The sequence below is a fragment of the Mesorhizobium erdmanii genome (assembly GCF_013170725.1).
Lineage (GTDB): Bacteria > Pseudomonadota > Alphaproteobacteria > Rhizobiales > Rhizobiaceae > Mesorhizobium > Mesorhizobium erdmanii.
In genome coordinates this window covers 479,025-491,917 of record NZ_CP033361.1, presented here as the reverse complement: position 1 = coordinate 491,917, position 12,893 = coordinate 479,025, and the positions used below count along the sequence as shown (strand labels likewise).

15 protein-coding genes are annotated in these 12,893 nt (G+C 63.0%); 9 read left to right on the top strand and 6 right to left on the bottom strand.

Features of this window, described 5'->3' with window-relative positions; all coding sequences use genetic code 11:
* Positions 1-477, bottom strand: a complete 477-nt coding sequence (locus EB233_RS02195) for a DUF2628 domain-containing protein (RefSeq protein WP_064990259.1) — start codon at positions 475-477, stop codon at positions 1-3.
* Between the two features lie 4 nt (positions 478-481).
* Positions 482-1,081, bottom strand: a complete 600-nt coding sequence (hisB, locus tag EB233_RS02190) for an imidazoleglycerol-phosphate dehydratase HisB (protein WP_064990260.1) — start codon at positions 1,079-1,081, stop codon at positions 482-484.
* Between the two features lie 260 nt (positions 1,082-1,341).
* Between hisB and hslV the strand changes: the two genes are divergently transcribed.
* The 5 genes from hslV (at position 1,342) to EB233_RS02165 (ending at position 5,565) form a co-directional block, all read left to right on the top strand.
* The gene (hslV, locus tag EB233_RS02185; protein WP_064990261.1) at positions 1,342-1,893 is read left to right on the top strand and encodes an ATP-dependent protease subunit HslV; all 552 of its coding nucleotides are present in this window, start codon (positions 1,342-1,344) and stop codon (positions 1,891-1,893) included.
* A complete protein-coding gene (locus tag EB233_RS02180; RefSeq protein ID WP_064990262.1) occupies positions 1,883-2,404 on the top strand; it encodes a GNAT family N-acetyltransferase in 522 nt (173 codons plus the stop codon). Before hslV ends, EB233_RS02180 begins: the two co-directional genes overlap by 11 nt.
* 3 nt (positions 2,405-2,407) lie before the next feature.
* The gene (locus EB233_RS02175; protein ID WP_064990263.1) at positions 2,408-3,007 is read left to right on the top strand and encodes a DUF2585 domain-containing protein; all 600 of its coding nucleotides are present in this window, start codon (positions 2,408-2,410) and stop codon (positions 3,005-3,007) included.
* A gap of 4 nt (positions 3,008-3,011) precedes the next feature.
* The gene (gene hslU, locus EB233_RS02170; RefSeq protein ID WP_064990264.1) at positions 3,012-4,322 is read left to right on the top strand and encodes an ATP-dependent protease ATPase subunit HslU; all 1,311 of its coding nucleotides are present in this window, start codon (positions 3,012-3,014) and stop codon (positions 4,320-4,322) included.
* Between the two features lie 283 nt (positions 4,323-4,605).
* Positions 4,606-5,565, top strand: coding sequence for a DUF1402 family protein (locus EB233_RS02165; protein ID WP_064990265.1), 960 nt, complete (start codon positions 4,606-4,608; stop codon positions 5,563-5,565).
* Positions 5,566-5,666: 101 nt separating this feature from the next.
* Here the strand turns inward: EB233_RS02165 and EB233_RS02160 are convergent, their stop codons facing one another.
* The 3 genes from EB233_RS02160 to EB233_RS02150 are packed head-to-tail and all read right to left on the bottom strand — an operon-like array spanning position 5,667 to position 8,339.
* Entirely contained in the window at positions 5,667-6,905 is a 1,239-nt protein-coding gene (locus EB233_RS02160) for an NAD(P)/FAD-dependent oxidoreductase (RefSeq protein WP_064990266.1), read from the bottom strand.
* Entirely contained in the window at positions 6,902-7,216 is a 315-nt protein-coding gene (locus tag EB233_RS02155) for a MocE family 2Fe-2S type ferredoxin (protein WP_064990267.1), read from the bottom strand. The genes EB233_RS02160 and EB233_RS02155 overlap by 4 nt, the downstream gene beginning before the upstream one ends.
* Before the next feature lie 31 nt (positions 7,217-7,247).
* On the bottom strand, positions 7,248-8,339 hold the full coding sequence (locus EB233_RS02150) for a fatty acid desaturase family protein (protein WP_064990268.1): 1,092 nt from the start codon (positions 8,337-8,339) through the stop codon (positions 7,248-7,250).
* A 163-nt stretch (positions 8,340-8,502) separates the two neighbouring features.
* Here EB233_RS02150 and EB233_RS02145 point away from each other — a divergent pair, with 163 nt between their 5' ends.
* A complete protein-coding gene (locus tag EB233_RS02145) occupies positions 8,503-9,534 on the top strand; it encodes a LacI family DNA-binding transcriptional regulator (protein WP_064990269.1) in 1,032 nt (343 codons plus the stop codon).
* Between the two features lie 104 nt (positions 9,535-9,638).
* On the opposite strand, the gene EB233_RS02140 is transcribed toward EB233_RS02145, so the two are convergent.
* Positions 9,639-9,857 carry a hypothetical protein gene (locus tag EB233_RS02140; protein ID WP_064990270.1) on the bottom strand — a complete coding sequence of 73 codons (219 nt, stop codon included), beginning with the start codon at positions 9,855-9,857 and terminating at the stop codon, positions 9,639-9,641.
* A 111-nt stretch (positions 9,858-9,968) separates the two neighbouring features.
* Here EB233_RS02140 and EB233_RS02135 point away from each other — a divergent pair, with 111 nt between their 5' ends.
* The 3 genes from EB233_RS02135 to trpA all read left to right on the top strand — a co-directional run bounded on the left by EB233_RS02135 (position 9,969) and on the right by trpA (position 12,814).
* Complete coding sequence (locus tag EB233_RS02135; protein WP_064990271.1) at positions 9,969-10,628, top strand: phosphoribosylanthranilate isomerase; 660 nt, start codon at positions 9,969-9,971, stop codon at positions 10,626-10,628.
* Positions 10,629-10,662: 34 nt separating this feature from the next.
* Positions 10,663-11,913 carry a tryptophan synthase subunit beta gene (trpB, locus tag EB233_RS02130; protein WP_064990272.1) on the top strand — a complete coding sequence of 417 codons (1,251 nt, stop codon included), beginning with the start codon at positions 10,663-10,665 and terminating at the stop codon, positions 11,911-11,913.
* 61 nt (positions 11,914-11,974) lie between these two features.
* The gene (gene trpA / locus EB233_RS02125) at positions 11,975-12,814 is read left to right on the top strand and encodes a tryptophan synthase subunit alpha (RefSeq protein WP_064990273.1); all 840 of its coding nucleotides are present in this window, start codon (positions 11,975-11,977) and stop codon (positions 12,812-12,814) included.
* Positions 12,815-12,893 lie beyond the last annotated feature (79 nt).

The window sequence follows — 12,893 nt, the reverse complement described above, 5'->3', positions numbered from 1 at the left end:
TCAGGGGCGTCCCGGAACGTGGGTCAGCCCCAGCGCCATGCCGGGCTGCGCCGGGCGGGCCAGGGCGGCATCCGGAACCATGCGCGGCGCCGGCGTGGTTTCCTCCGTTTGCGCCTCGACGTCCAGAGCATAGCGTATGTCGGCGTCGTCGAGCCGGCCGGCCTGAACCACGCCCCATTCATGCCAGCCGCGCCGGCGCAGTGCCGCGATGCGCAACCCCTGCCCTTCCAGGCCGACATAGAGCGAGACCAGCAACGACAGCAGCGAACCGGCCAGTCCAAGGCCAAGATTCTGGCCAGCCATCGAAAGCGCGCCCATGACGACGAAGGCAAGGGCTGCTTCGATCCACAGCCGGTTCCAGGCGAACCAGAGCGGCGGCACCAGAAACCCCAGCCAGGTGAAGCCATCGCGGATAAAGGCCGACGTGTCGACCTTTTCGCTGCGGCCGGGCGGTTCCATCACGACATAGGCGGCCATGACGCTATCCCTTCAAAGAACCCTTGGTGGAGGGAACCGCGTCCGGCTGACGCGGGTCGTGCTCGAGCGCGGCGCGCAGCGCGCGCGCTACCGCCTTGAAGCAGGTCTCGGCAATATGGTGGTTGTTGGCGCCGTAATGGTTGGTGACGTGCAGCGTGATGCCGGCATTCTGCGCCAGCGCCTGGAAGAACTCACGCACCAGCTCGGTGTCGAAAGTGCCGATCTTGGGCGACGAGAAGGCAACGTTCCAGACCAGGAACGGCCGGCCGGACACGTCGATCGCGGCGCGCGTCAGCGTCTCGTCCATGGCAAGGTCGATGGAGGCATAGCGCATGATGCCGCGCCGCTCGCCCAGCGCCTTGGTCAGCGCCTGGCCGAGCGCGATGCCGGTGTCCTCGACCGTATGGTGGTCGTCAATGTGCAGGTCGCCCTTGGCCCTGACCGTCATGTCGATCAGCGAATGGCGCGACAGCTGGTCGAGCATGTGGTCGAAGAAGCCGACGCCCGTCGACATGTCGGATTTGCCCGAACCGTCGACATGGACCGACACCGAAATCTCGGTTTCCTTGGTCTTGCGGCTGGCTTCGGCGGAACGGGGCGCCATCACTCTATCCTTGTCCCAGTGGTTCACAGCGTAATCCGGGGTCACATGATGACCGGTGCACGGGCTTCAGGCGCTCGCGGGCCTGAAAGCGAATGCCTTCTACCAGCATGATCCGGCGATTGCCAGTTGCGTCTGACGCAGGTATCGACCCTGCCGAAGAGGCGATTTGCAATCATTGGTCCCATGCATACATATGGCCGATCAAGTCACTCGTACCGCGCCAATCGCCTTTTGGGATAGCGCTGCTCGGAGCCCAGGAAATGTCTGATAATCTGACCATGCACGCCACGACCATCGTGACGGTGCGCAAGGGCAACAAGGTGGTGATCGCCGGCGACGGCCAGGTCAGCCTTGGCCAGACCATCATGAAGGGCAATGCCCGCAAGGTCCGCCGCATCGGCAAGGGCGGCACGGTGATCGCCGGGTTCGCCGGCGCCACGGCCGACGCCTTCACACTGCTGGAACGGCTGGAAGCCAAGCTCGAACAATATCCCGACCAGCTGACGCGCGCCTGCGTCGAGCTCGCCAAGGACTGGCGCACCGACCGCTATCTGCGCCGGCTGGAAGCGATGATGCTGGTGGCCGACAAGTCGGTGTCGCTGGCGCTGACCGGCAATGGCGACGTGCTCGAGCCCGAACATGGCGTCATGGCCATCGGTTCGGGCGGCAATTACGCGCTGGCCGCCGCCCGCGCGCTGATGGACACCGACAAGGATGCCGAGGAGATCGCCCGCAAGGCGATGCAGATTGCTTCCGACATCTGCGTCTACACCAACAACAACTTTGTTGTTGAAACCCTCGATGCCGCCTGAGAACGTGGTGGTCTATGATTTTCGGCCGGTCACGGAAAAAGACCTGCCGATGATCGCCGGCTGGCTGGCCGAGCCGCATGTCGCCGAATGGTGGGACGACCCGGAGACGGAAATTGAAGGCATTCGCGAGCATATCGACTCGATTTCCGTCGAGCCGCTGATCGTCGAACTCGACGGCAAGCCGATCGCCTACCTGCAGAGCTACGACCCGCATCTGGAGGACGGTCACCCCTATGCCGACCAGCCGTTCGGCACGCTCGGCATCGACCTGTCGATCGGCCTGCCGGAGCTGGTCGGCATCGGCCATGGCTCGGCCATCGTCAGGCAGTTCGTCGAAGAGTTGTTCGAGGAGGGCGTGCCGCGCGTCATCATCGACCCCGATCCTGCCAATCTGCGAGCCATCCGCGCCTATGAAAAGGCCGGATTCCGGGCCATAGACCGCAGGCAATCGGTCTATGGCGACGTCGTGCTGATGGCCATTGATAACGGCGACGCGGAAGAGGGGCAGTAGGGCATGAACATTTCCGACGAGGACAAGAGCCTTTCGGCCTACGAAAACAGCTGGCGGATGGGGTTGCTGATCGTGGCCGGCCTGGTCATCGTCCAGGCCGTCACGCTATACCTCATGGGCCATCCGCCGATCTGCACCTGCGGCTACGTCAAGCTTTGGCACGGCGTGGTCAACAGCTCCGAGAATTCCCAGCATATTTCGGACTGGTACACGTTCTCGCACATCATCCACGGCTTTCTGTTCTACGCGCTGGCACGGTTCCTGTTTCCGCGCTCGCCGATCGGTCTGCGGCTGGCCTTCGCCGTCCTCATCGAGGGCGGCTGGGAGCTGCTCGAAAACAGCCCGTTCATCATCGACCGCTACCGCGCCGGCACTATTTCGCTCGACTATTACGGCGACAGCATCATCAATTCGGTGTCCGACACACTGGCCATGGTGCTGGGATTTGTGATGGCGCGAAGGCTACCTATATGGGTGATCGTCAGCCTCGCCATCCTGTTCGAACTGGGTACCGGCTATCTCATCCGGGACAATCTGACACTCAACGTGATCATGCTGCTGCATCCGTTCGAGGCCATCAAGCAGTGGCAAAGTGGAATTTAGTGATATGAGCACATTTTCTCCCCGCGAAATCGTTTCGGAACTCGACCGTTTCATCATCGGCCAGAAGGACGCCAAGCGCGCCGTGGCCATCGCCTTGCGCAACCGCTGGCGCCGCCAGCAGTTGGAAGGCCAGATGCGCGAAGAGGTGATGCCGAAGAACATCCTGATGATCGGGCCGACCGGCGTCGGCAAGACCGAGATATCGCGCCGCCTGGCGCGCCTGGCCGGTGCGCCCTTCGTCAAGGTCGAAGCCACCAAATTCACCGAAGTCGGCTATGTCGGCCGTGACGTCGAGCAGATCATCCGCGACCTCGTCGAGATAGCCATCGGCCTGGTGCGCGAGAAGATGCGCGAGGACGTCAAGGCGCGCGCCCACGTCAACGCCGAGGAACGCGTGCTGGAAGCGCTGGTCGGCAAGACGGCCAGCCCGGCGACGCGTGACTCCTTCCGCAAGAAGCTGCGCGATGGCGAGCTCGACGACAAGGAAATCGAGATAGATGTGGCCGACACCGGCAATGGCGGCATGCCCGGCTTCGAGATTCCCGGCATGCCGGGCGCCAATATCGGGGTGCTGAACATCAACGACATGCTGTCTAAGGCGATGGGCGGCAAGAAGACCAAGCAGCGCAAGACGACGGTGAAGGAATCCTACGATCTTCTGGTCAGCGACGAGTCCGACAAGCTGCTCGACCAGGACGAGGTGGTGCGCCGGGCGCTCGATGCCGCGGAAAATGACGGCATCGTCTTCCTCGACGAGATCGACAAGATCGCGGCAAGATCCGACATTTCCGGCGGGCCTTCGCGCGAGGGCGTGCAGCGCGACCTGCTGCCGCTGGTCGAAGGCACTACGGTGGCGACCAAATACGGGCCGTTGAAGACGGACCACATCCTGTTCATCGCCTCGGGCGCGTTTCACGTGTCGAAGCCTTCCGACCTGTTGCCGGAATTGCAGGGCCGCCTGCCGATCCGCGTCGAGCTGCGCGCACTGGAGAAGGAGGATTTCGTCCGCATCCTGACCGAGACCGAAGCCAGCCTGATCAAGCAGTATATCGCTCTGATGAAGACCGAGGGCGTCGAGCTCACGTTCACCGACGATGCGATCGATTCGCTCGCCGGCGTCGCCGTCGACCTCAACGCCAGCATCGAGAACATCGGCGCCCGGCGGCTGCAGACGGTGATGGAGCGGGTGCTGGACGAGATTTCGTATGACGCGCCAGACCGCAACGGCACGGCCGTCACCATCGACGCCGCCTATGTCGAGAAGCATGTCGGCGACCTCTCCAGAAACACGGATTTGTCGCGATTTATCCTTTGATTTATCCTTTAAACAACGGCGCCGGCTGTTCCGGCGCCGGTTCAGGCAACGTTCCGGTATAAAGAACCATGTGTGGCCAGATGGTACCATCTGGGCATCTTTCGTCCTGCCGGGTGAAGGGGCGCTCTCGACTCAACCGTGAGCACTACCCTAGTTTGCCCGGCACTACAGCGCCGCGCGTCCATCGGACGCGCAAAAGGACGCTGCAGCACTTTGTTTGGCCATGATCCTTTCCGAAATCTAGTTCAGATTTCGGGTCATGTGCGTTTGCAGGCGGCGGTGCATGAAAAAACTGATCCTGGTCATTCTCGGCTTAACGCTGGCGGCGACGCTGTTCGCCGCCGAGGCGGCGACATTGGTGCCGGCTGGCAACCGAAATGCCGAGCAGCCCGATATCCCCGGCGCCTCGAGCCGGCGCACGCAAGCGACCAACACCACTTTCCAGGCAAAGTACCGCAAGGTCTATGCCTTGCTGCAGAACGACCCCGACCTGCGCGGCAAGATCAAGAAGGCCGCAAGCGCCTACGGCATCGATCCCATGCACATCGTCGGCGCCATCGTCGGCGAGCACACGTACAATGTCGACGCCTACGACCGGCTGCAGACCTATTACGTAAAGGCGATTTCCTATCTCTCCGGCAAGCTGACCTTCGCTTATGACGGCGAGGACATCACCGATTTCGTGCAGCGGCCGGAATTCGAGAAATGCGCTGCCATGTCCGACAGCTACGACCTGTGGGAATGCCGCGAACAGGTGTGGAACCATGCATTCCGCGGCAAGACCGTCGGCGGCACAAGCTTTCCCGACGACCGCTTCGGCGCCACCTTCTTCCAGCCCTACTATGCCGGCCAGACTTTCGGCCTCGGCCAGCTCAATCCTTTGACCGCCTTGCAGATGAGCGATCTCGTGCACAAGATGTCGGGCCTGCCGAAGCTCGATGTCGCCGATCCCAACTCGGTCTACAAGACCATCATGGATCCGGACCTGACCTTGCCCTATGTCGCGGCGACGATCCGGAAATCGATCGACGCCTACAAGAGCATCGCCGGCTTCGACATTTCGGGCAATCCGGGACTGACCGCCACGCTCTACAATGTCGGCAACCCGGAGCAGCGCGCCTATGCGCTGAAGGCGGAAAACGACAAACGCCGCGCCGCCGGTGAGCCGGAAAAGCTGCCGGAAGAGAACTATTACGGCTGGCTGGTCAACGACAAGCTGCCTGAACTGAAGGCGCTGTTTTAGGGCTGAGAAGAAACAAACGCCGCCTGGTTTTCCACGTTTGCACCGCCCTCATTGCAGGCAGATGAGGGGCGGCGCCGATCTCTACGAACTCGAGCGAAGATTCACGCCGCCAGCAATGACTTCAGCTTGATATCAGGCGATCCCAGCGCTTCCCGCGTTGGCCTGGCCCGCTTGCCGATCAGCATCTCCGCTAGCCTGATATCGCGGGCGACCGCATTGCCGGGGCCGATGCCGCTTGCCGCCACCAGCCTGCCGTCCTCGGCGAGGTGGAAAAGGATGAAGGCGCCGTCGCCGAGATCGCGGCGCACGCTGCTCTTGCCTTCGTCCGAGAGCCCGGCGATCTGCAGCGACAGGCTATACTGATCGGACCAGAACCATGGCACCGCCGCATGTGCCTCGCCCGCGCCCAGCATGTTTCTTGCCGCCAGCGCGCCCTGTTCCTGGGCGTTGCGCCAGGCTTCCAGCCGCACGCGGCGGCCGCCATAGACGGTGAGCGGAAACGAGCAGCAATCGCCAGCGGCGAAGATATCGGGATCGCTGCTGCGCAGTTCCGCATCGACGGATATGCCATTGTCGATCGCGAGGCCCGCTTCGGCGGCAAGCCCGGTCACCGGCACGGCGCCAATGCCGATGACGGCGAGGTCGGCTGATATTTCGCGCCCGCCAGCAAGTCCAATTCGTACTTCCTTGCCGTCGTCGGCAATGGAGGCGATGCCTTGACCGCACACGATGTCGACGCCTTCGGCGACATGCGCCTGATGGATGATTTCGGCGATCTCGACCGGCACGCCGCGCATCAGGATACGCGGCTGTGCCTCGATGACGGTGACGGCAGCGCCAAGCTTGCGTGCCGAGGCGGCGAGTTCGAGGCCGATGAAGCCGCCGCCGATGACGGCGATGCGGCTGCCGACACCGAGATGGGCGCGAATGGCCAGCGCATCGGCGAAGGTGCGGAGATAGACGCAGCGCTCGCCAAGGCCGGGCATCGGCAGTTTGCGCGGGGCCGAGCCGGTGGCCAGCAGGAGCTTGTCGTACGGCAGCAACGCACCGTCCGACAGACGCACGGTGTGCGCCACGCGATCGATCGCCACGGCCTGGACGGAATGGATATGCCGGATCGACTTTTCGGTCAGCATTTCGTCACTGGCGATCGCCTTGATTTCCGGGGCGTCGCTGACCATCGCGTCCTTGGACAAAGGCGGCCGTTCGTAGGGCAGATGCGGCTCGTCGCCGACCAGGGTCACCGGGCCGTCATAGCCGAGATCGCGCAGCGTGAGTGCCGACCGCCCGCCGCATTCGCCGGCTCCGATGATGACCATTCCCCGCGCCATATCAGTCATCCGATCTGGACGAGGACTTTGCCGGCGTCGACCTTGGCCGCATAGGTTTTCAGGTTGACGCAGACCGGGGCGCCCCTCGCCGCGCCCGTCTTGTAGTTGAAGCGGCCATTGTGCTTGGGGCATTCGATGATGTCGTCCATCACCAGCCCGTCGGCGAGATGCACCTTCTCATGCGTGCACAGCCCGTCGGTTGCGAAATATTCGTCGTCGGGGCTGCGGTAGATGGCGAAGGTGCGCCCGCCATGATCGAAACGCATCACGTCTTCTTCGTCGATGTCATCGGCAGCACAGGCCTCGACCCAGTCGCTCATTCAGTCCTCCCGGCAAATCTTGATCTCAACGTCACTCAGCGGCCGCAGCTACGGTCTCGTTGTGGAATTCCTCGCGGTACGGCCTGGCCGTCGGCGGCAGTTCGCGCTTGAGGAAGTAATCCTCGTTGCGCAGCTGGCGCAGGAAGGCTGGGATCATCTCGCGGTAGCCGGCCAGGATCGACGGCGTCGGCGCCGGCAGATCGTGCTTGATCAACGCATGAAGCCTGGGTAGCGCATGATAAGGCACCATCGGGAACATGTGATGCTCGACGTGGTAGTTCATGTTCCAGTAGATGAAGCGGCTGACCCGGTTCATGTAGACGGTGCGGCTATTCAGCCTGTGGTCGACGACATTTTCGGCAAGACCGCCATGTTGCAGCAGGCCGACCATGACGTGATGCCAGGCGCCGTAGAGCCTGGGCAGGCCGACCAGCATCAGCGGCAGGAACGAACCGAAATACAGCGCCAGCGCGATGGTTGCGGCATAAATCGCGGTCCAGATGCGGGCAATGCGGATCGCCTTGCCCTGCTCCTGCTCGGGAATGAAGGTCTTTTCGGCCGCGCTGATGTTGCCGGCGGCGTTGCGCAGCATGTCCGACATCGCATGCCAGGCATCGAGCACGCCGACGAATGCGAGGAGCACGCGCACCAGGTCCGGCGGCCGCATGACCGAGATTTCCGGGTCGCGGCCGACGATGATGGTGTCGGTGTGGTGGCGCGTGTGGCTCCAGCGCCAGGTAACCGGATTGCGCATGATCATGAAGCAGGCGACCTGATAGACCACATCATTCATCCACTGCGTGCGGAACGCCGTGCCGTGGCCGCATTCGTGCCAGCGTGAATCCGTCGACGAGCCGTAGAGCACGCCGTAGACGAAGAAGAAAGGCACGCACCACCAACTGCCCCAGAACCAGGCGCCACCGGCGCCGCTGACGATCAGCGCGGCGAGCCAGATCGTGGTGTCGCGGATCGCCGGTGCGTCGGAGCGCTGCATCAGCTCCTTCATCTGCTTGCGGGGAATGTCGGTGTGATACCACTCGGCCGCCGACAGGCCGTTCTCCACGGCGAGCTTGGCGTCGCGGCCGATCAGGCTGTAGTCACGCCGGGACGGCGTTGCGGACATGATTGCCTCCCTCGGCAAGGCACCCGCCCAAGCGAATGCCGTTCATCTGTCGTGGAGCCTGAAAAATATCGCCGACCCATGATAGACTCAATATCACAAAGATAGTTTCTATCATTTTCTATCAGAATGATGTAACCATGCCCCCGATAGAGCGAGAGGGATCATGTCGAAACGGCCGACCATATCAGATCTGGCGCGCATCTCCGGCGTCAGCGTTGCAACGGTGGACCGCGTGCTCAACAATCGCCTGCCGGTTCGCGAGGAGACAGCGCGCCGCGTCTACGAGACAGCCACCGAGATCGGCTATCACGCGGCCGGTCTGATCAAGCAGCGGATGCGTCATGAACTGCCGGAGTACCGGCTCGGTTTCCTGCTGTTGCGAGGCAATGATGTCTTCTACACGGAGTTCGCGCGGCAACTCGAACTCGCGGTGACGCAATCGCAACGCTTCCGCGGCGTCGCCATCATCGACTTCGCCAGTTCGCTGACGCCGGACGAGATTGTCGAGCGCACGCGCAAGCTGGCGGCCAAATGCCGGGCCGTCGCGCTGGTCGGGCCGGATCACCCGACGCTGACGGTTACCGTCGAGGAGATGAAGGCCAGGGGCATGCCGGTATTTTCATTGCTGTCCGACTTCGCGGCCGGCATTCGCGAGGGCTATATCGGCCTCGACAACCGCAAGGTCGGACGCACCGCGGCCTGGATGATCTCGAAAGCGGCGAAACGGCCGGGCAAGGTCGCGCTGTTCGTTGGCAGCCACCGCTTCCATGGCCACGAACTGCGCGAGATCGGCTTCCGCTCCTTTTTCCGTGAGCAGGCCCCGGACTTCACCTTGCTGGAGACGCTGGTCAATCTCGAGGCCAACCAGATCACGCAGGACACGCTGCTCGAGCTTCTCGGCCGCCATCCAGACCTTGTCGGTTGCTATGTCGCCGGCGGCGGCATGGAGGGCGCGGTCGCGGCGCTTCGGCAAGCCAGGCCAACCGAAATGCCGGCGGTGGTCTGCAACGAAATCACGGCGGTCTCGCGCTCGGCGCTCGCCGACGGCATCCTGACCATGGTGATCTCGACGCCGCTGCCGGCACTTTGCCGCGAGCTCATGGAACTGATGGCGCACGCCATCGAGACAGGTGCCGCCAACGCGCCGGGACAGACCTTCCTGCCGTTCGAGGTCTACCTGCCGGAGAATATTTAGGCTAAGCTGGAGGCCTGTGCGCACATCCTGGCCTCGTCATCCACGGTCGGAGCAGGGAGCTTAGGGACGCAGACCAGAGGATGACGAAGTGGCAGCGGAAGCGCTCAATCGTCATTCGCCGCATTCAACTCGTCCGGTCGTAACCCCTCGTCGCCATGGTGCGGCCACGGCAAGAAATTGCGGTCGAATTCATCGCCGCCGAAATATTCCAGCGCCCGATGCGCCTCGACGCCGTTGAAGGCAGCCTTGTCGATCAGATGGGCGATGACCTCACGCGCCTGCGCGATCTTCTGCTTCAGTTCGGCAATGGTTCTGTCGGCCATGATGTTTCTCCCGCCTGCATGGTGTCCATCCATAGGTAGCGCCTTTGCCCGTGCTGGCAAACAGCATGCTTTTTCTCGACTCTGCCGCGATTTCATGCCAATTCCCGCGCCATGGCGCTCGACATCAAGATCTGCGGCTTGAAGACCGACCAGGCAATGGGCGCGGCCCTGGCCGGCGGTGCCAGCCATGTCGGCTTTATTTTTTTCGCCAAAAGTCCTCGCTATGTCGATCCGGCCGAGGCCGGTCGTCTGCGGGAGGCCGCACGTGGCAAGGCCTTGGCGGTGGCTGTCACGGTCGACGCCAGCGACGCGTTCCTGGACGAGATCGTCGAAAAAATGCAGCCCGACATGCTGCAGCTGCACGGCTCGGAAACATCAGAGCGGGTGGCCGAACTGAAAGCCCGCTACGGCCTGCCGGTGATGAAGGCGCTGCCGCTCAGCGAGGCCGCCGATCTCGACCGGATCAAGCCGTTCATCGGCGTCGCCGACCGGTTCCTGTTCGACGCCAAGCCGCCAAAGGGCTCTGAACTGCCGGGCGGCAATGGCGTCGCCTTCGACTGGCGCATCCTTGCCGGCCTTGACGCCGGCGTCGATTACATGCTTTCCGGTGGGCTGAACGCCGCCAATATCGGTGATGCCCTTCGGCTTGCAAACCCGCCCGGAATAGATATCTCGTCGGGCGTGGAAAGCGCGCCGGGCGTCAAGGATCCGGCGCTGATCGAACAGTTTTTCCGGGCCGTAAGGGTCGCGCGAGACAACCGCGCCGCCTGAACGCCCCTTGGTTCAAGACGATAGGAGATCGGCGATGAACAAGCCGGCGACACCCAATTCCTTCCGCACCGGACCCGACGAGCAGGGCATGTTCGGCATTTTCGGCGGTCGTTTCGTCGCCGAAACGCTGATGCCGCTTATCCTCGATCTGGAAAAGAACTGGAACGAGGTCAAGGACGATCCGGATTTCAGGGCTGAACTGACCGACCTTTCGACCCACTATGCCGGGCGGCCGTCGAAGCTCTATTTTGCCGAAGGGCTGACCAAGCATCTTCGCGAGGTTTCCTCGGCTAAGGGCCTCGGGGGCGGCGCAAAGGTCTATTTCAAGCGCGAGGACCTGAACCACACCGGTTCGCACAAGATCAACAACTGCCTCGGCCAGATCCTGCTGGCCAAGCGCATGGGCAAGAAGCGCATCATCGCCGAGACCGGCGCCGGCCAGCACGGCGTGGCTTCCGCCACCGTCGCGGCCCGTTTCGGCTTTCCCTGCGTCGTCTATATGGGCGCCACCGACGTCGCCCGCCAAAGCCCCAACGTCTTCCGCATGAAGCTGCTCGGCGCCGAAGTGCGGCCGGTGACATCAGGCCATGGCACGCTGAAAGACGCCATGAACGAAGCGCTTCGGGACTGGGTGACCAATGTCGAGGACACCTACTACCTGATCGGCACGGCCGCCGGCCCGCACCCTTATCCGGAGCTGGTGCGCGACTTCCAGTCGGTGATCGGTTCGGAGGCACGCGCGCAGATCCTCGAACAGGAAGGCCGGCTGCCCGACACCATCATCGCCGCCGTCGGCGGCGGCTCCAACGCCATCGGCCTGTTCCATCCCTTCCTCGACGACAAGGAGGTCAGGATCATCGGCATCGAAGCCGGTGGCCGTGGCCTCGACGGCATCGAGCACTGCGCCTCGATGAATGCGGGAAGGCCCGGCGTGCTGCACGGCAATCGCACCTATCTCCTGCAGAACGCCGACGGCCAGATCATGGACGGCCATTCGATCTCGGCCGGCCTGGATTACCCCGGCGTCGGCCCCGAGCATTCCTGGCTGCGCGACAGCGGCCGCGTCGAATATGTCCCGATCCTCGACGACGAGGCGTTGGAGGCGTTCAAGCTGACGACGCGAGTCGAGGGCATCATCCCGGCGCTGGAATCGGCGCACGCCATCGCCCATGCGGTGAAGATCGTGCCGGCCATGGACAAGGACCAGATCGTCATCGTCAACCTGTCCGGCCGTGGCGACAAGGACGTGCATACGGTGGCCTCGATGCTGGGTATGGAGATCTAGGCCCTTTGGACAGTTTCGAATTGGGAGTGATTATGAACAACATTCGTCCAAAGGGCCAGACATGGTGACCCGCATCGACCGCCGCATGGCGAAGCTCAAGGCTGAAGGCCGCCCGGCGCTCGTCACTTATTTCATGGGTGGCGATCCCGATTACGACACCTCGCTGTCGATCATGAAGGCGCTGCCCAAAGCGGGTGCTGACGTGATCGAGATGGGCATGCCGTTCTCGGATCCGATGGCCGACGGCCCGGCGATCCAGGCGGCGGGCCTGCGGGCGCTGAAAGGCGGCCAGACTCTGGTGAAGACGCTGAAATTGGCGTCCGACTTCCGCGCCGGCGACAACGAGACGCCGATCGTGCTGATGGGCTATTACAACCCGATCTATATCTATGGCGTCGATCGCTTCCTCGTCGATGCCAAGGCGAGCGGCATCGACGGGCTGATCGTCGTCGACCTGCCGCCGGAAATGGATGAGGAGCTCTGCATTCCGGCTCTCAAGGCCGGTATCAACTTCATCCGGCTGGCGACCCCGACCACCGACGACAAGCGGCTACCCAAGGTTCTGCAGAACACGTCCGGCTTCGTCTACTACGTCTCGATGACCGGTATAACGGGCGCAGCGCTTGCCGACACCGGCAAGGTGGCGACAGCGGTCAAGCGCATCAAGGGCCACACCGACCTGCCGGTCTGCGTCGGCTTCGGCGTCAAGACCGCCGAGCAGGCGCGTGTCATCGGCGCCAATGCCGATGGCGTTGTCGTCGGCACGGCAATCGTCAACGCGGTCGCCAATGTGCTGGGGCCGAAGGGCGAAAAGACCGCCGACCCGGCCGAGGCCGTCGCCACGCTGGTAAGCGGCCTGGCGCAAGGCGTGCGCTCGGCCCGCCTTGCTGCCGCCGAATAGTTTTCCTACGTCAGTCCTGCGCATGCCATTATCCCAAAACCGGGTCTCACTTTTGGGCGGCATGCCTAGCAACTCTTCG